Below are 17,652 nucleotides of genomic sequence, written 5' to 3'. Positions count from 1 at the left end.
AAAAACGACTCCCCCGCCCCACCCGTACAACCAATCGCACCCCTCACTGATCTCACCCCTCGAGTCAGCAGACTCACCGATCACTTGGGTCCCGCGCAGACGACGAGCCGTGAGGAACGACCAGCGCCGGGACCCCTCTCTCCACCTGGGGAACCATGCGTATACGAGCCACTGTGGCCGCTGTCACCGGCGCCCTGGCCCTTTCCGCTCTCGCCGTGCCGGCCGCGCAGGCCGCGGGCAACCCGCTGTCCGGCGTCACCTTCTCCAACGTCGTGATCAACAGCGGCAAGAACATCGTGGTCGGCGCCTCCGCGCAGGTCACGGTCAGCGCGACCTACACGGTGACGCACCCGGCGAGTGTCAGTGCGAGCTCGTTCGACAGTGGTCCGGTGCTCTACCGCGGCACCACGATCACCGCGCCGTCCGACCTCATCGGCGGCGACGACCCCGGCACCTGCACCGCCTCCTCCTCCACCGTGCTCAAGTGCACGGCCAAGATCCAGTTCCGTCCGGCCTCGTCCGACGACAGTCAGGACCTGTTCAGCGCCGAGGCCGGCGCCTGGAAGGTCGGTGCGGTCGCCGTCGACGCCAGCGGCACCAGCAACAACATCAAGTGGCAGGGCGACCTGGGCACCAAGAACGTCCAGCGCTACTCCAAACTGACGGTCGACGCCGCGCCGGAGCCGGTCAAGAAGGGCAAGATTGTCACGGTCACCGGCGCGCTGACCCGCGCGAACTGGGACACCGGCAAGTACGCGGGGTACACCGTCCAGCCGGTGAAGCTTCAGTTCCGCAAGAAGACCAGCACCACGTACACCACGATCAAGACGATCAAGACGGACAGCTCCGGCAAGCTGAAGACGACCACGACGGCCACCGTCGACGGTTACTTCCGCTACAGCTTCGCGGGCACCTCGACCACCCCGGCCGTCAGCGCCGCGGGTGACTACGTCGACGTTCAGTAACACCTGACGCGACCAGAGTTCCCCGGCCCTCTTCAGGGCCGGGGATTTTTCGTGCGGCTCGCTGCCCGGTGGCGCCGCTCGCCCCGTCGCGCCCGGGTCACGCCCGCACAAAGATTTAATCTCGCGTACAACCATTCGTGCGTGTCGGTGATCAGATCATCCGAGTCAACAGACTCAACGATCACTTTGGGCCCCCTGCGACGACGAGCCGTAAGGAACGACCACAGTCGGGGCCCCTTTCTCCACTTGGGGATCGCATGCGTATACGTGCCACTGTGGCCGCCGTCTCCGGCGCCCTGGCTCTCTCCGCCGTTCTCATGCCTGTAGCGCACGCAGACGGTGCGGACTCGTCCTACCGCGCCTCGGCCGGGAAGGTGCTCGGCACCTCCGGCAGGACCACGTTCACCGGCTCCGCCCCCGTGGGGGACCTGGACGTCAGCTTCTCGAACTTCAAGATCGCCAGCGCGATCAAGGTCGGCACGACGAACCACGTCTCCACGACGGTCACCTACACGCTGACCCACGGCCCGAGCGTCGACATCACCTCGGACGACTTCGCCAACGGCCCCCTCATCTACAAGGGCTCGATCGAAAGCCCGGACAACGCGCTGCTCGGCAACGACCCGGCCACCTGCACCGCCACCTCGGCGACCACCGCCAGCTGCACGGGCCTCATCGACATCTACCCGGGCCCGGGGGACAACGAACTGCTCAACGCCGAAGCCGGCACCTGGTCGGGCGGCGGCCTGGCGCTCAACTACGCCACCGAAGGCAGCACGGTGCAGGGCGACCTCGGCACCACCAAGGTCCAGCGCTACTCCAAGCTGACCGTCAACGCCGCGCCGGAGCCCGTCAAGAAGGGCAAGACCGTCACGGTCACCGGCAAGCTGTCGCGCGCCAACTGGGAGGACAACCTCTACCACGGCTACACCGGCCAGTCGGTGCAGCTCCAGTTCCGCAAGAAGACCAGCACCACGTACACCACGATCAAGACGATCAAGACGGACAGCACCGGCAACCTGAAGACGACCACGACGGCCACCGTCGACGGTTACTTCCGCTACAGCTTCGCGGGCACCACGACCACCCCGGCCGTCAACGCCACGGGTGACTACGTCGACGTGCAGTAACCCATGAAGTAGCCCCTACGCGGGAACGCGGCGGTCGACCCACCTCCAGAGGAACTCCAGGACGGCCGCCGCCACCACCGAGATCAGGACCGCGATCCACGGCATCGTCGTGCCGACCAGCTTCAGCGCGAAGAAGTGCTGAAGCCCCGGCACCACGAGCACCAGCAGGAACGCCCCGCCCATCGAGGCGACGAGGCAGATCCGCCACCAGGTGTAGGGCCGGGCGATGATCGCGAGCACCCACATCGAGACCAGGAACAGCGTCAGCGTCGCGGCGCTCGTCTCCGCCTCCAGCGAGCCCGCGCCCGTGTAGTGGTGGCGCGCGATCAGATACATCAGGAAGGTCGCCGTTCCCGCCACGACCCCGCCCGGGATCGAGTACCGCATCACCCGCCGCACGAAGTGGGGCTGGGCCCGCTCCTTGTTGGGGGCGAGGGCGAGGAAGAACGCCGGGATGCCGATCGTCAGGGTGGACAACAGGGTCAGGTGACGTGGCAGGAAGGGGTATTCGACCTGCCAGCACACCACCAGCACGGCCAGCAGCACCGAGTAGACCGTCTTCACCAGGAACAGGGTGGCGACCCGGGTGATGTTCCCGATGACCCGGCGGCCCTCCCCGACCACCGAGGGCAGCGTCGAGAAGCTGTTGTTCAGCAGCACGATCTGGGCCACGGCGCGGGTCGCCTCGGAGCCCGAGCCCATGCTCACCCCGATGTCCGCGTCCTTCAGGGCCAGGACGTCGTTCACACCGTCACCGGTCATCGCCACCGTGTGCCCGTGGGACTGGAGGGCGCCGACCATGTCCCGCTTCTGCTGCGGGGTGACCCGCCCGAAGACCGTGGCCTTCTCCAGGGACTCCGCCATCTCCGCGGGTTCGGCCGGCAGCTCGCGTGCGTCCACGACCTCGCCGGTGAGGCCCAGTTTCCCGGCGACCGCGCTCACCGACACCGCGTTGTCGCCCGAGATGACCTTGGCCTTGACGTCCTGCTCGGCGAAGTAGCGCAGGGTGTCGGCCGCGTCCGGGCGCAGCCGCTGCTCCAGCACGACCAGCGCGGCGGGCCGGGCGGTCTCGGCGACGTCGGGGTCGTCGAGATCCTTGGTGGTCCTGGCGAGCAGCAGCACCCGAAGTCCCGCCTCGTTGAGCCGTGCGGTGTCGGTGAGCGCCGCGTCCCCGGCGGGCAGCAGGACATCGGGAGCGCCGAGCAGCCAGGTGCTCGACTCGCCGTTGCCCTCGCTGAAGCCGGCGCCGCTGTACTTGCGGGCGGAGGAGAAGGGCAGGGACTGGGTGCAGCGCCACTCCTCGCTGTCCGGGTAGGCGGCGATGATCGCCTGGAGGGAGGCGTTCGGCCGGGGATCGGAGTCGCCGAGCGCGCCGAGGACCGTACGCAGATACGACTCGTCGGTGCCGTTCAGCGGCCGCAGCTCGGTGACGTCCATGCCTCCCTCGGTGAGGGTGCCGGTCTTGTCGAGGCAGACGGTGTCGATGCGGGCGAGGCCCTCGATGGCGGGAAGTTCCTGCACGAGGCACTGTTTCCGGCCAAGGCGGATGACGCCGATCGCGAAGGCGACGGAGGTGAGCAGGACCAGCCCCTCCGGGACCATCGGCACGATCCCGCCGACGGTCCGCGCGACGGAGTCCTTGAAGCCGTGCTGCTTGACGACGAGCTGGCTGATGATCAAGCCGATGGCGGTCGGGATCATCATCCACGTCACGTACTTGAGGATCGTGGAGATACCGGTGCGCAGTTCGGAGTGGACCAGCGTGAACCGCGAGGCCTCCTCGGCCAGCTGTGCCGCGTACGCCTCCCGGCCCACCTTCGTCGCCGTGAAGGCGCCGCTGCCCGCGACCACGAAGCTGCCCGACATCACCGCGTCCCCGGCGTGCTTGACCACGGGGTCGGCCTCGCCGGTCAGCAGCGACTCGTCGATCTCCAGACCGTCGGCCTCGGCGCAGGTGCCGTCGACGGCGACCTTGTCGCCCGGCCCGATCTCGATGAGGTCCCCGAGCACGATCTGCGACGAACGGACCTCGGCGGCGACCCCGTCCCTGCGGACGGTCGGTCTCACCTCGCCGATCACCGCGAGCGAGTCCAGCGTCTTCTTGGCCCGCCATTCCTGGATGATGCCGATCCCGGTGTTGGCGATGATCACGTAGCCGAACAGGCTGTCCTGGAACGGCGCCACGAACAGCATGATCAGCCACAGGACGCCGATGATCGCGTTGAACCGGGTGAACACGTTCGCCTTGACGATCTCGCCCACGGAGCGGCTGCTGCGCACCGGGACGTCGTTCACCTCGCCGCGCGCGACCCGCTCGGCCACCTCGGCGGCCGACAGTCCCTCGGCCCGTCTGGAGACGGGTATGGGCACGGGGTGAACGGGATCGAGTCCGGCGCCCGCGTCGGTGTGGCTCATGCCATCGACGGTACGTGCGGATATGCGGCTTCACCCGCCGAGTGGGCCGAAGTTCCGACTTGGGGAGGAGCGGAAGCGGCGGGGAATGCTGCCGTGGGTGGAGAAGGCGGGCCCTTACTCCGTCACGGGGGCTACCGGGGAACCGTCCGCCAGGGCGCGCCTGATCGCCGCGTCGCGCTTGCGGACGTACCAGATGCCGATCAGCCCGAGGCCCGCGCCGGCCAGGCAGGTCCACAGCCACCACAGGTGCCCGTGGTCGTCGAACCAGCCGTAGAACGGCAGCTGCACCAGGAAGAGGACGAACCAGAGGATCGTGCCGCCCGTGATGGTGGCGACGACGGGGCCCTCCAGGGGCTCCGGCGCCTCGTGCTTGGGGGTCCACTTCGCCATGTGCACAGCTTACGAGGGTCGGCGACCGGTTGTGTTCGCACCCTGACGACCCTTGTGCAGCACGGGTCTACGCGCGGAGATAGCGATTTCGGACTCATATGTTCATACTGAAACCGTCCGAGTCTGGCCAGTTGTATTCGTAGAAAACACCAACAGCGACCTGGGGGAACCTGCTGGTGAGCGACCACTGACCGGGCTCGATCACGTCCCCGTCCCCCCGCACGTTTGAGGACCCGCATGTCCACCTCGGCCGCCACCAAGGCCCCCGCCCCGCAGGAGCCGGAGTCCCGGCCCGCGCAGAGCGCCCTCGACCGCTACTTCAAGATCTCCGAGCGGGGCTCCAGCCTCCCGCGCGAGATCCGCGGCGGTTTCGCCACCTTCTTCGCGATGGCGTACATCATCGTGCTGAACCCGATCATCCTGGGCAGCGCGAAGGACATGTACGGGCACCACCTCGACAACGGGCAGCTGGTCACCGCGACCGCGCTGACCGCGGCCTTCACCACGCTCCTCATGGGCGTCATCGGCAACGTGCCGATCGCGCTCGCCGCGGGCCTCGGTGTGAACACGGTCGTCGCCCTCCAGCTCGCGCCCCGGATGTCCTGGCCGGACGCCATGGGCATGGTGGTCCTCGCGGGCTTCGTCGTGATGCTGCTGGTCGCCACCGGTCTGCGCGAGCGCGTCATGAACGCGGTGCCGCTCGGCCTGCGCAAGGGCATCGCGATCGGCATCGGCCTGTTCATCATGCTGATCGGCCTGGTCGACTCCGGCTTCGTCACGCGCATCCCGGACATCGCCCAGACGACGGTCCCGCTCCAGCTCGGCACCGACGGTCACCTGCACGGCTGGCCCGTGCTGATCTTCATCCTCGGCACCCTGCTGACCCTCGCGCTGATGGTGCGCAAGGTGCCCGGCGCCATCCTCATCTCGATCGTCACCATGACGATCGCCGCGGTGATCATCAACGCCGTCACCACCGTCCCGTCCTGGGGCCTGACCACCCCGAAGTGGCCCGGCAACCCGGTCGCCAGCCCCGACTTCGGGCTCGTCGGCCAGTTCAGCCTCTTCGGCGGGTTCAGCAAGGTCGGCGTGCTGACCGGCATCCTCTTCGTCTTCACCGTGCTGCTGTCGTGCTTCTTCGACGCGATGGGCACGATCATGGGCATCAGCGACGAGGCCAAGCTGACGGACGCGCAGGGCAACATGCCCGGCATCAACAAGGTCCTCTTCGTCGACGGCATCGCCGTCGCCGCGGGCGGTGCCAGCTCCTCCTCGGCCACCACGTGCTTCGTGGAGTCCACGGCAGGCGTCGGCGAGGGTGCCCGCACGGGCTTCGCGAACGTGGTCACCGGCGCGCTGTTCGCCGTCGCCCTGTTCCTGACCCCCGTCGCCACGATGGTCCCGTCCCAGGCGGCCACCCCCGCACTGATCGCGGTCGGCTTCCTGATCATGTCCCACTCGGTCAAGGAGATCGACTGGGCGGACTACACGATCGCCATCCCGGCCTTCGTGACCATGATGATGATGCCGTTCACCTACTCGATCACCAACGGCATCGGGATGGGCTTCATCACCTTCGTCGTGCTGCGCCTGGCGGCGGGCCGCGGCCGTGACATCCCGGTCGCCATGTACGTGGTGTCGGCCGTGTTCACCTTCTACTACCTCATGCCGGCCCTCGGCCTGACCTGAGCCGAACCAGCCGTGACGGCGCCCGCCGCGGCGGCATCGGCCGTACGGGGTCTCACGTGACCCCGTAGAACTTCTCCGTCTCCTCGACGGCGGTCTGGAACCGCTCGTCGAAGTCGTCGCGAATGAGCGTCCGGACCACATAGTCCTGGACGCTCATTCCGCGTTTTGCGGCATGGTGGCGGAGCCGGTCGAGCAGCTCCCCGTCGATACGCAGGCTGAGCACGCTGGTCCCCATGCCGTCGAGGGTCGCCGCTTCCCGACCGGATTCGGGTCACTTTCCGGTGCTATCTCACTCGTATGAGTGATCCGCGTGGCCGATGGCGCGTTTCACAGGGGCCCCATTGTTCTTTAGCGAGGGTAATGAGTTACGCTAAAGACATGCCTGACCTCACCCATGGCGACGACGAGGCCGCCGTGAACGCCTTGCGCTCCGCAGTGATGCGGTTGTCGCGTCGACTCAAGCACCAGCGGGTCGACGAGTCGCTGAGCCCCACCGAGATGTCGGTGCTCGGCACCCTCGCCCGTTGCGGCAGCGCCACGCCCGGCGAACTCGCCCGCAAGGAACACGTACAGCCGCCGTCGATGACCCGCATCGTCGCGCTGCTTGAGGCCAAGGAGCTCGTCAGGCTGGAGCCGCATCCGGAGGACCGGCGCCAGAAGGTGGTGACGCAGACCGACAAGGCGGAGGCGATGCTCGAGGAGAGCCGCCGCAAGCGGAACGCGTTCCTGGCCGGACTGGCCGAGGTACTCGACGAGGACGAATGGGCCAAGCTGCGCGAGGCCGCCCCCGTCCTCGAAAAACTCGCGCACATCTGACCATTGGCGGCCCTCTTCCGATCCCCGAGCCTCGGCGCCCGATCCGAGGCGCCCGAAATGGGATCACCGATCTCGGTTCGGATCAGTGATCTCGGTCTGGATCACCGATCTCGATTCGGATCAGCGATCGCAGTCCGGATCACTGATCCCGGTGGCCCGGTGGCCCGGTCGCCCGGTCCGAGTCGGACATCGGGTGCGGTCCAGATCACCGATCTCGGTCCAGATCACCGGTCACAATCCGGATCACTGGTCTCGACTCGGATCACCGATCTCGGTCCGGAGCACTGGTCTCGACACTCGGATCGCCGATCTCGACTCGGATCACCGGTCGCAGCCCGGATCACCGATCTCGGATCACCGAGGGTCCGCCCTCTCCCCGTCAACGCCGGCGCCCTCATGGCGCCGACGTCCCCTACAGCCCTGGAGGCGAGCCCTTTTGAGTACGGGACCCGGAGCACACTCCGCCCCCGCACCAGCCACCCACGACCCCACAGCCCCCCGCGACTCCCCCCGCTCCTCCTCGATGTTCAGCTCGCTGAAGATCCGGAACTACCGCCTGTTCTTCCTGGGCCAGGTCGTCTCCAACACCGGCACCTGGATGCAGCGCATCGCCCAGGACTGGCTGGTGCTCAGCCTGACCGGCTCCTCCGCCGCGGTCGGCATCACCACCGCGCTCCAGTTCCTGCCGATGCTGCTCTTCGGCCTGTACGGCGGTGTTCTCGTCGACCGGCTGCCCAAGCGGCCCACGCTGCTCGTGACCCAGACGGCGATGGCCCTCACCGGCCTCGCGCTCGCCTTCCTCACCCTCTCCGGCCATGTCCAGGTCTGGCACGTCTACCTCGTCGCCTTCGCCGTCGGTATGGCCACCGTCGTCGACAACCCGGCACGCCAGTCCTTCGTCTCCGAGATGGTCGGCCCCGGCCAGCTCCAGAACGCGGTCAGCCTGAACTCGGCCAACTTCCAGTCCGCGCGACTGGTCGGGCCCGCCGTCGCGGGTCTGCTGATCACGGGCGTGGGAACCGGCTGGGCCTTCCTGCTGAACGGCCTGTCCTTCGTGGCCCCGCTGGCGAGCCTGCTGCTGATGCGGTCCCGTGAACTGCACGTCGTCCAGCGGGCGCCGCGCGCCAAGGGCCAGCTCCGCGAAGGCCTCCACTACGTCGCCGGCCGCCCCGAACTGATCTGGCCGATCGTGCTCGTCGGCTTCATCGGCACGTTCGGGTTCAACTTCCCCGTCTGGCTGTCGGCGTACGCGGACGACATCTTCCACTCGGGGGCCGGCGCCTACAGCCTCTTCAACACGCTGATGGCGCTGGGTTCGCTGACCGGAGCGCTGCTCGCCGCCCGGCGCGGCACGGCCCGGCTGCGCGTGCTGATCGCGGCCGCGATCGCCTTCGGCGCGCTGGAGGTGGTGGCCTCCACGGCACCCACGCTCTGGCTGTTCTCCCTCCTGATGGTCCCGATCGGCATCTTCGGGCTGACGGTGAACGTCACCGCGAACACCTCGGTCCAGATGGCCACCGACCCGGCCATGCGCGGCCGCGTCATGGCGCTGTTCATGATGGTGTTCGTGGGCGGCTCACCTCTGGGCGCGCCGCTCATCGGCTGGGTCACCGACGTCTACGGTCCCCGGGTGGGCTTCGCGCTCGGCGGACTGGTGTCGATGGCCGCCGCGACGGCGATCGGTCTGGTCCTGGCCCGCCTCGGCGGCCTTCGGGTCTCCCTGGGGTGGCATCACGGCCACCCCACGGTCCGCTTCGTCCCGCGCGTGCGTGCCGAGGAGCAGCTGGCCACCGCGGTGTGACCGGAAGCTCCTGAGGCGGTCGGCCCGCTCACGCGGCCGGCCGCCTCTCGCGTACCCGCGGGCCCATCCGCCGCGGGCCCGTCCGCCGCGGTACTCCCGTACCCCCGTTACTCCCGTACCCCCGTTACTCCCCTACCCCCGTTACTCCCGTACCCCGGTTACTCCCGTACTCCGTACCCCCGTACTCCGTACTCCCGTGTGCCGATCGCCGTTCCCTGGAAGGCTGGCCGGATGAGACTCTTCGCGGCGGTACTGCCCCCTGCCGATGCGGTGCTTGAACTCGCTCCGGAAGTGGACGCGTTGCGGCGGATGCCGGGTGCGGACGCCTTGCGCTGGACGGGCCGCCCCGGCTGGCACTTCACCCTCGCGTTCTACGGAGAGGTGGCCGACGACCTCGTCCCGGACCTCGCGGAACGGCTGCTGCGGGCCGCCCGTCGCACCGACCCGTTCCCGATGTCCCTGCGCGGCGGCGGCCACTTCGGCGACCGCGCCCTGTGGGTCGGCGCGGCCGGGGACGTGGGGACCATGCGGCTGCTGGCGGACCGGGCGGAGGCCGCGGGCCGCAAGGCGGGCGTCACGATGGAGGAGCACCGCCACTACCGTCCGCATCTGACGGTGGCCCGCAGCCGCGACTCCACGGACTTCAAGCCGTACGTCGCCGCCCTGGACGCGTTCGCAGGGAAGCCCTGGACGGTGGGTGAGCTGTGTCTCGTCCGCAGCAACCTGCCGACGTCCGGAGTGCCCCGTGAGCAGCCCCGATACGAAACGGTGGCGAGCCGGCCGCTGGGGGCGGGCGACGGGAACGCGCGAACGGCCGGTTAACCTCGATGACGTGAACCCGAAGACCCGTAACCGGATCATGGCCGGTGTGCTCGTGCTGATGTTCCTCGTCGTCGCCATGGCGGCGGCGGTCAGGTAACGACCGCCACCGCCGGACGGTCCCGCTACCAGGCGAAAGCCTCGGGGGAGGGGCCCGGGCCCGGGAAGATCTCGTCGAGACCCTCCAGGACCTCCTGGGACAGCTCCAGCTCCACCGCGCGCAGCGCCGATTCGAGCTGCTCCGCGGTGCGCGGGCCAACGATGGGTCCGGTGACCCCCGGACGGGTCAGCAGCCAGGCCAGCGCGGCCTCTCCGGGCTCCAGACCGTGCTTCTCCAGCAGATCCTCGTAGGCCTGGATCTGGGCGCGTACGGCCGTGTTGGCGAGGGCGTCGGCGGACCGGCCGCTCGCCCGGCGGCCGCCCTCGACCTCCTTCTTGATCACACCGCCCAGCAGTCCGCCGTTCAGCGGCGACCAGGGGATGACGCCGAGCCCGTACTCCTCGGCGGCCGGGATGACCTCCATCTCGGCGCGGCGTTCGGCGAGGTTGTAGAGGCACTGCTCGCTGACCAGCCCGATGGTCCCGCCCCGGCGGGCGGCGATCTCGTTGGCCTGGGCGATCTTGTAGCCGGGGAAGTTGCTGGATCCGACGTAGAGGATCTTCCCCTGCCGCACCAGGACGTCGATCGCCTGCCAGATCTCCTCGAAGGGGGTGGACCGGTCGACGTGGTGGAACTGGTAGACGTCGATGTAGTCGGTCCGGAGCCGCTTGAGGCTCGCCTCGGCCGCCCGCCGGATGTTCAGGGCGGAGAGCTTGTCCTGGTTGGGCCACGGAGCACCCTCGGCGCCCATGTTCCCGTACACCTTGGTGGCGAGGACCGTCCGGTCCCGGCGGTCGCCGCCCTTGGCGAACCAGTTGCCGATGATCGATTCCGTACGGCCCTTGTTCTCGCCCCAGCCATACACGTTCGCGGTGTCGAAATAGTTGATTCCGGCGTCCAGCGCCGCGTCCATGATGGCGTGGCTGTCGGCCTCGTCCGTCTGCGGTCCGAAGTTCATCGTGCCGAGGACGAGCCGGCTGACCTTGAGCCCCGTGCGTCCGAGCTGTGTGTACTTCATGGTTCACCAGCCAACGGCGTGGAGTGCGCTCTAGGCAAGAGCGGCCCGGCCGGCGGCCGCCGGGCAGCGTCCGGGATCCGTCAGGCGGACACGGCCGTGTACGGCTCGCCCAGGTCCCACGCCTGGTACATCGCCTCCGCGAAACCCTCCGCGATCTTGTGCTCGCCGCTCGCGTTCGGGTGGGTGCCGTCGTAGGTGTCGAAGTCGAGGTCGTACGAAGGGGGCGTGGACGCGAGCAGCAGCGGGGAGCGCGGCTCGTCGAGGTCGGCGGCCGTCTTGGCGAGGAGCTCGTTGAACGCGGCCACCTCGGCGGCGAAGGGGGCGTCGTTCCGGGCCCGGACGTTCGGTATCACCGGGAGGAGGACCATACGGACGCGCGGGTTCGCGGCGCGGGCCTCCTCGACGAAGGCGCGCGCGTTGTCCGCGGTCTGGACGGCGTTCGTGTAGAAGCCGAGGTCGATGAGCCCGAGCGAGACCAGCAGGACGTCGGCGCGCTGCGCGCGGACCGCCTCGCGGATCAGCGGGACCATGTGCAGCCAGCCCTCGCCCCAGCCGGCCAGATGGGCGCGGGGGAACTCCGGGTCCGCGTACTCGTAGGAGTCGGGGGACTCCGTCGCCTTGTCGTACAGCGTCTCGCGCGGGCCGACGATCTTGAACGGGCCCCCGTGCGTCGCGCGCAGGTGCTGCCACATCCGGTAACGCCACGTGTGTTCGCCCGCGCTACCGATCGTCATGGAGTCGCCGACGGGCATGAACCTGAGCATCCGATCATCATGGACGATCGGCCCAGGTGCCATGAGCCGGTGCGGTGTGAAGCTGGACACGCCGGCGCGCGGTCCGGCGCGGCTCACGCGGCCGGGCGGGCGCCGGTGGTCAGGTGGTACGGGTCCGGGTGGGCCGCGCCGACGTGAACGGGCCGGTGGGATGGCAGGCTTGGGGCATGCGCCGATCGCACTCGTTCGTGTCCGGAGCCGCCGCCGGAGCCCTCGCCGGAGCGGCCCTCGTCCTCGCCCTGGGGGCGCCCGCCCTCGCCGACGGAGGCGACGGGGGATTCACCATCAAGGACCCCCGGATCAAGGAGTCCAGCGGCCTCGCCGCCTCGCGCATCCACCCGGGCATCTACTGGACCCACAACGACAGCGACGACGGTCCCTATCTGTACGCGGTCGACAGCAGGACGGGCCGCACCGTCGCCACGATCACCATGAGCGGGGTCGGCGCGCCCCGGGACGTCGAGGCGATCTCCATCGGCCCCGACGGCGATCTCTACGCCGGTGACATCGGCGACAACCTCGGCGGCAAGTGGGACCACGTGTGGATCTACAAGCTTCCCGAGCCGAAGGTGCTCAAGGACCAGACCGTCCGCGCCACCCAGTACGTCGTGAAGTACTCGGACGGTCCCCGCAACGCGGAGGCGCTGATGGTGCATCCCAAGACGGGGCGCGTGTACATCGCCGACAAGAACGAGGACGGCGGCCACCTCTACGAAGGCCCCGCCGAGCTCTCCGCCACCACGACCAACGTCTTCAAGCCCGTCGCCACCATCGACCTGTGGGTCACGGACGGCGCGTTCTCCCCCGACGGCCGCCAGCTCGCCGTGCGCGGGTATTTCGGCGGGATCGCCTACGCCTGGAACGACGGCCGGATCAAGCGCCAGGAGCGCCTGAACGTGCCCCTCCAGGGCCAGGGGGAGTCGATCACCTACACCCCCGACGGATCGAAGCTCATGTACGGCAGCGAGGGCGCGGACAGCCCCGTACAGCCGGAGGACGCGCCGGGCGCCGCGGGGTCCGGGTCCAACTCGTCCTCCAAGGGCGGCGGTTCGGCCGCGGGGGAGGGGAGCGGCAGCGGAATGAGCGGCGGGGCGAAGGTCGGCGCCGTCGCGGTCGCGGCCCTCTTCGCCGTGGTCTTCGCCTTCAAGCGCCTGCGCCGCCGCTGACCGGAGGCCGGGGGCCCGAAAACGGCACGGGACCTGGAAACAGCCGAGGGTCTGGAAACGACCGAGGGGCGCCCCGCGCGCTCGCGCGCCGGACGCCCCTCGCTCGTAGGAACGGTTACAGCTTCTCGATCACGTAGTCGATGCAGTGCGTCAGCGCCTCGACGTCCGCCGGGTCGATCGCCGGGAACATGGCGACGCGCAGCTGGTTGCGGCCGAGCTTGCGGTAGGGCTCGGTGTCGACGATGCCGTTGGCGCGCAGCACCTTGGCGACGGCGGCGGCGTCGATCTCGTCGGCGAAGTCGATCGTGCCGATGACCTGCGAGCGCTTGGCCGCGTCGGTCACGAACGGGGTCGCGTACTTGCTGTCCTCGGCCCAGCGGTACAGACGGGTCGAGGAGTCCTTCGTACGGGCCGAGGACCAGGCGAGACCGCCCTGGCCGTTGATCCACTCCAGCTGCTCGTTGAGCAGGAAGATCGTGGCCAGCGCCGGGGTGTTGTACGTCTGGTTCTTGCGGGAGTTGTCGATCGCGGTGGGCAGCGAGAAGAACTCCGGGATGTGCCGGCCGGAGGCGTGGATCCGCTCGGCGCGCTCGATCGCGGCCGGGGAGAACACGCCGATCCACAGGCCGCCGTCGGAGGCGAAGGACTTCTGCGGGGCGAAGTAGTAGACGTCGGTCTCGGCGATGTCGACGGGCAGGCCGCCGGCGCCGGAGGTGGCGTCCACCAGGACGAGGGAGCCCTCGTCGGCGCCCGCTACCCGCTTGATGGGGGCGGCGACACCGGTGGAGGTCTCGTTGTGGGTGAAGGCGTAGACGTCGGCGCCCGCCTCGGCGACCGGCTCGGGGTGGGTGCCCGGGTCGGAGGAGACCACGGTCGGCGCGGCGAGCCACGGGGCGAGCTTGGCCGCCTTCGCGAACTTGGAGGAGAACTCGCCGAACGTGAGGTGCTGCGACTTGTTCTCGATCAGGCCGTGCGTCGCGACGTCCCAGAACGCGGTGGAGCCGCCGTTGCCGAGGACGACCTCGTACCCGTCGGGCAGGGAGAACAGCTCGCGCACGCCCTCGCGCACCTTGCCGACCAGGTTCTTGACCGGGGCCTGGCGGTGGGATGTGCCGAGCAGAGAGTCACCGGTCGCGGCCAGCGCGTCCAGTGCCTCCGTCCGCACCTTGGAGGGGCCGGCGCCGAATCGTCCGTCGGCGGGCTTGAGGTCAGCGGGGATCTGGATATCAGCCACGCCAGGAGCCTAGCCGTTCGGGGAAACACCGGTGAAACGTCGTCCGTCGGCTGAGACGGGGTGTTGACGGCGGCGACGGCCGGAGGCCCGTCACGGGTCCTCCGGCCGTCGCCGGGCCGGTCGGTTCAGCTCACCCAGCTCACCCAGCTCACCCGGCTCACTGGCTCGTTCGGCTCACTTGGCGGTGAGCCGGACCGGCAGCTCGAACAGGTCGTTCTGCGTCACCACCGGCTTGTTGCGGAGTTCCGGCACCGGGACGGCGAGGTCGAGGGACGGGAAGCGCTCGTACAGGGCGGGCAGCGCTACGCCCGCCTCCAGGCGGGACAGGGCCGCGCCGGGGCACACGTGCGGCCCGTGGCCGAAGGAGATGTGCCGGTTCTGGCTGGTGCGGCTGATGTCGAACTCGCCCGCGGTGGGCCCGTGGGCGTTCTCGTCGCGGCCGATCGCGCCGTACGACACGATGAGCGCGTCGCCCGCCGGGATCACCTTGTCGCCGACCGGGACGTCCTCCGTGGCGAACCGGATGAGGACGTGGGAGGTCGGGGTGGAGTGGCGCAGGGTCTCCTCGACGACCGCGGACCACTCGACCTCGCCGGACAGGACGAGGGCGCGCTGGTCGGGGTGGGCGGAGAGGCCGACGACGGCGTTGACGATGAGGGAGATCGTCGTCTCGTGGCCGGCCGCGACCATCAGCTGGAGGGTGGAGACGATCTCGGCGTCGGTGAGGTGGTCGCCGTCCTCCGAGGCCAGGATCAGCGCGCTGGTCAGGTCGTCGCCGGGCTCGGCGCGCTTGGCGGCCACGGTCTCCGCCATGATCCCCGCCAGTTCGGTGAGGGTCGCGATGACCTCGGCGGGCGGGGTCTGCGTCGAGAAGAACTTCTCGAACAGCTCCTTCAGCCGCGGCAGCCGGGACTCCTCGATGCCCATGAGGTCGGCGATGACGTACATGGGCAGCGGGTAGGCGAAGTCGGCCTTCAGGTCGACGACGTCCCCGGTGAGGTTGTCGAGCAGGCCCTCCGTCAGCTTCGCGATCCGCTCCCGCATCTGCTCCACCCGGCGCGGGGTCAGCGCCTGCGCCACCAGGGTGCGCATCCGCCGGTGGTCCGCGCCGTCCACGGTGAGCATGGAGCGGCCGGGGTTGGCGAGTCCGATCAGCGGCCAGTCGGGGGCGATCTCACCGCGCCGCCAGGCGCCCCACACGTTGATGTCCTTCACCAGACGGGGGTCCGTCAGCAGGGCGCGCGCCTCGGCGTGGTGGGTGACCGCCCAGACGGGCACACCGCCGGGCAGTTCGACGGCGGCGAGCGGCCCCGCGGCACGCAGCGCGGCGCTCTCGCCGTCCAGGTCGGTGACGAAGGGGTCCAGGGCTATGCGGGTCTCTTCGGTACCGGTGGTCATGCGGGGGTGCCTCCAAGGGCTGGGTGGGGTGACGCGTCTTCCCGAGTGCATGGGGACAGCCCCGGGCCCCGGCCGGCGACGGGGTGTGCCGGCCGGGCGCAATCGGTGTCTCAGAGGACGGGTACGGGCGTGAACCGTACGGGCAGTTCGCTCAGGCCCCGCAGCCACGGGGAGGGGCGCCGGGTGAGCGACTCGGCGGGTGCCGCGAGGTCGATGTCGGGCAGCCGGTCGAGGACGACCTCGATCCCGGTCCGCGCGATGACCTCGGCGACCTCCTGGGCCGGGAAGGGGCAGCGGTGCTCCCCGTGGCCGAAGGAGAAGTGGGCGTTGTTGCCGCCGGTGAGCGCGGAACTGTCGGTGCGGACCTGGGGGTCGGAGTTGGCGCCCTGGAGACCGAGCAGCAGCAGGTCGCCGCCGCGGATCCGGCGGCCGCCGAGCTGGGTGTCGCGCGAGGCCCAGCGCCCGGCCACGTTCTGGGTGGGGGTGTCCTCCCACAGCACTTCGTTCATGGCCTCGGCGACACTGTGCCGGCCGCCGAACAGCGAGGCCGCGAACCGCTCGTCGGTGAGCATCAGGCGCAGCGAGTTGCCGATCCAGTCGGCCGTCGGCTGGTGGCCGGCGGCCATCATGACCATCAGGTCCTGGACGATCTCCATGTCGTCGAAGCCCGAGGTGTTCGCGAGCATCCGGGAGACGACGTCGTCGGCCGGCGTCTCCTTGCGGGCGGCGATCAACCCGGCCATGGAGGAGGCGAGATGCTGCTGTCCGGCCAGCGCGCCCTCGCGTCCGTTGATCATGTCGTTCAGGGCGGTGACCAGGCCGGGGCCCTGTTCGTCGGCGAAGCCGTAGAGCGTCGCGAGGACCCGTACGGGCAGCAGGGCCGCGTAGTCGCCGATGAGGTCCGTCTCGCCCTTGGGGCAGATCGAGTCGATCAGTTCGTCGGCGAACTTCTCGGCCTGGGAGCGCAGTTCGAAGGGGTCGACGGCTTCGAGGGCGTCGCTGATCATCGCGGCGCGCTCGCGGTGGCGCTCGCCGACGGTGTAGAGGATGGAGGGCTGTCTGCGGCCGATCATCGGCAGCAGCGGCCAGTCGTCGGGGATGCGGTCCCACTGGCTCCACAGTTCCGAGTCCCGGCTGAACAGCTGCGGATCTCCGGTGACCTGGTGCAGTTCGCGGTAGCCGAGCACGAGCCAGGCCGGGATGCCGCCGTCGAGGACGACCGGCACGACGGAACCGTGGTCGCGTCTCATCTCCCGGTAAAGCTCGGCGGGTTCGGTCTGGAACCGCGGCCCGCCGAGGGGGACGGGCGCGGATGCGGAGGCGGGGGTCACAGCGCGGGCTCCGGTGATTGAAGGGCGCCTTCCGCGGCTGCGGCGCCGTGACGGGCGTAGAGGGACTGGAGGTGCTCGACCAGCGTGATCAGCACCTGCTTGCTGGACTCCCGGGAGCGGGCGTCGCAGTCGAGCAGCGGTACGTGCGGGTCGAGGTCGAGGGCCTCGCGGATCTGGGCGGGGGTGTGCGTGGGGCCGCCGAAGTCGTTGCAGGCCACGATGAACGGCGTGCCGTGGTGCTCCAGCCGGTCGATGGCGTACCAGGACTCGTCGATACGACGGGTGTCGACGAGGACGATCGCGCCGAGCGTGCCGGAGAACAGGCGGTCCCACAGGAACCAGAACCGCTCCTGCCCGGGTGCGCCGAACAGGTACAGGATGTTGCGGGTGTCCAGCGTGATGCGCCCGAAGTCGAAGGCGACGGTGGTCGCGGACTTGCCGCGGACCTCGCTGATGTCGTCGACGGCCTCGCCGGCCTGCGTCATCGTCTCCTCGGTGTTGAGGGGACGTATCTCGCTGACCGAGCGGACGAGGGTCGTCTTGCCGACACCGAAGCCGCCCACGATCACGATCTTGAGGCCGTTGTCGGCGGACGCGGACAGCGGCG

Annotated in this window: 16 protein-coding genes; 7 read left to right on the top strand and 9 right to left on the bottom strand. The window is 69.5% G+C overall.

Annotated elements, in window-relative coordinates; genetic code table 11:
- The first annotated feature begins 155 nt into the window (after nt 1-155).
- On the top strand, nt 156-965 hold the full coding sequence (locus ABZV42_RS01790; RefSeq protein WP_355977609.1) for a hypothetical protein: 810 nt from the start codon (nt 156-158) through the stop codon (nt 963-965).
- 257 nt (nt 966-1,222) lie between these two features.
- Nucleotides 1,223-2,095 carry a hypothetical protein gene (locus ABZV42_RS01785; protein ID WP_355977611.1) on the top strand — a complete coding sequence of 291 codons (873 nt, stop codon included), beginning with the start codon at nt 1,223-1,225 and terminating at the stop codon, nt 2,093-2,095.
- A gap of 15 nt (nt 2,096-2,110) precedes the next feature.
- On the opposite strand, the gene ABZV42_RS01780 is transcribed toward ABZV42_RS01785, so the two are convergent.
- The gene (locus ABZV42_RS01780; RefSeq protein WP_356050641.1) at nt 2,111-4,510 is read right to left on the bottom strand and encodes a cation-translocating P-type ATPase; all 2,400 of its coding nucleotides are present in this window, start codon (nt 4,508-4,510) and stop codon (nt 2,111-2,113) included.
- A gap of 114 nt (nt 4,511-4,624) precedes the next feature.
- Nucleotides 4,625-4,900 (bottom strand): DUF2530 domain-containing protein, encoded by a 276-nt coding sequence (locus ABZV42_RS01775; protein ID WP_356050640.1) that lies wholly within the window; start codon nt 4,898-4,900, stop codon nt 4,625-4,627.
- 237 nt (nt 4,901-5,137) lie between these two features.
- Here ABZV42_RS01775 and ABZV42_RS01770 point away from each other — a divergent pair, with 237 nt between their 5' ends.
- On the top strand, nt 5,138-6,589 hold the full coding sequence (locus tag ABZV42_RS01770) for an NCS2 family permease (RefSeq protein WP_356050639.1): 1,452 nt from the start codon (nt 5,138-5,140) through the stop codon (nt 6,587-6,589).
- Nucleotides 6,590-6,641: 52 nt separating this feature from the next.
- Here the strand turns inward: ABZV42_RS01770 and ABZV42_RS01765 are convergent, their stop codons facing one another.
- Nucleotides 6,642-6,824, bottom strand: coding sequence for a hypothetical protein (locus ABZV42_RS01765; RefSeq protein ID WP_054235178.1), 183 nt, complete (start codon nt 6,822-6,824; stop codon nt 6,642-6,644).
- 143 nt (nt 6,825-6,967) lie between these two features.
- Here ABZV42_RS01765 and ABZV42_RS01760 point away from each other — a divergent pair, with 143 nt between their 5' ends.
- The 3 genes from ABZV42_RS01760 (at nt 6,968) to thpR (ending at nt 10,028) form a co-directional block, all read left to right on the top strand.
- Nucleotides 6,968-7,405, top strand: a complete 438-nt coding sequence (locus ABZV42_RS01760) for a MarR family transcriptional regulator (RefSeq protein ID WP_355977618.1) — start codon at nt 6,968-6,970, stop codon at nt 7,403-7,405.
- A 436-nt stretch (nt 7,406-7,841) separates the two neighbouring features.
- The gene (locus tag ABZV42_RS01755; protein ID WP_355977620.1) at nt 7,842-9,206 is read left to right on the top strand and encodes an MFS transporter; all 1,365 of its coding nucleotides are present in this window, start codon (nt 7,842-7,844) and stop codon (nt 9,204-9,206) included.
- A 231-nt stretch (nt 9,207-9,437) separates the two neighbouring features.
- The gene (gene thpR / locus ABZV42_RS01750) at nt 9,438-10,028 is read left to right on the top strand and encodes an RNA 2',3'-cyclic phosphodiesterase (RefSeq protein WP_355977622.1); all 591 of its coding nucleotides are present in this window, start codon (nt 9,438-9,440) and stop codon (nt 10,026-10,028) included.
- 122 nt (nt 10,029-10,150) lie between these two features.
- Here the strand turns inward: thpR and ABZV42_RS01745 are convergent, their stop codons facing one another.
- Nucleotides 10,151-11,143: an aldo/keto reductase gene (locus tag ABZV42_RS01745; RefSeq protein WP_356050638.1), complete on the bottom strand. Its 993-nt coding sequence runs from the start codon at nt 11,141-11,143 to the stop codon at nt 10,151-10,153.
- Between the two features lie 80 nt (nt 11,144-11,223).
- A complete protein-coding gene (locus ABZV42_RS01740) occupies nt 11,224-11,907 on the bottom strand; it encodes an SGNH/GDSL hydrolase family protein (RefSeq protein WP_355977626.1) in 684 nt (227 codons plus the stop codon).
- A 176-nt stretch (nt 11,908-12,083) separates the two neighbouring features.
- On the opposite strand from ABZV42_RS01740, the gene ABZV42_RS01735 reads away from it, so the two are divergent.
- Complete coding sequence (locus ABZV42_RS01735; RefSeq protein WP_356050637.1) at nt 12,084-13,082, top strand: WD40 repeat domain-containing protein; 999 nt, start codon at nt 12,084-12,086, stop codon at nt 13,080-13,082.
- 115 nt (nt 13,083-13,197) lie between these two features.
- Here the strand turns inward: ABZV42_RS01735 and serC are convergent, their stop codons facing one another.
- From serC to ABZV42_RS01715, 4 genes are all read right to left on the bottom strand, one after another.
- Nucleotides 13,198-14,316 carry a phosphoserine transaminase gene (gene serC / locus ABZV42_RS01730; RefSeq protein ID WP_355977630.1) on the bottom strand — a complete coding sequence of 373 codons (1,119 nt, stop codon included), beginning with the start codon at nt 14,314-14,316 and terminating at the stop codon, nt 13,198-13,200.
- A gap of 174 nt (nt 14,317-14,490) precedes the next feature.
- Nucleotides 14,491-15,714, bottom strand: coding sequence for a cytochrome P450 (locus ABZV42_RS01725; protein WP_355977632.1), 1,224 nt, complete (start codon nt 15,712-15,714; stop codon nt 14,491-14,493).
- 110 nt (nt 15,715-15,824) lie between these two features.
- On the bottom strand, nt 15,825-17,045 hold the full coding sequence (locus ABZV42_RS01720; RefSeq protein WP_355977634.1) for a cytochrome P450: 1,221 nt from the start codon (nt 17,043-17,045) through the stop codon (nt 15,825-15,827).
- Nucleotides 17,042-17,647: an ATP/GTP-binding protein gene (locus ABZV42_RS01715; protein ID WP_356050704.1), complete on the bottom strand. Its 606-nt coding sequence runs from the start codon at nt 17,645-17,647 to the stop codon at nt 17,042-17,044. Before ABZV42_RS01715 ends, ABZV42_RS01720 begins: the two co-directional genes overlap by 4 nt.
- Nucleotides 17,648-17,652: the final 5 nt, after the last annotated feature.

Source organism: Streptomyces sp. NPDC005281 (assembly GCF_040607495.1).
GTDB lineage: Bacteria > Actinomycetota > Actinomycetes > Streptomycetales > Streptomycetaceae > Streptomyces.
Note: the sequence above shows the minus strand (reverse complement) of the source record. Positions and strands in the feature narration are given on the sequence as shown.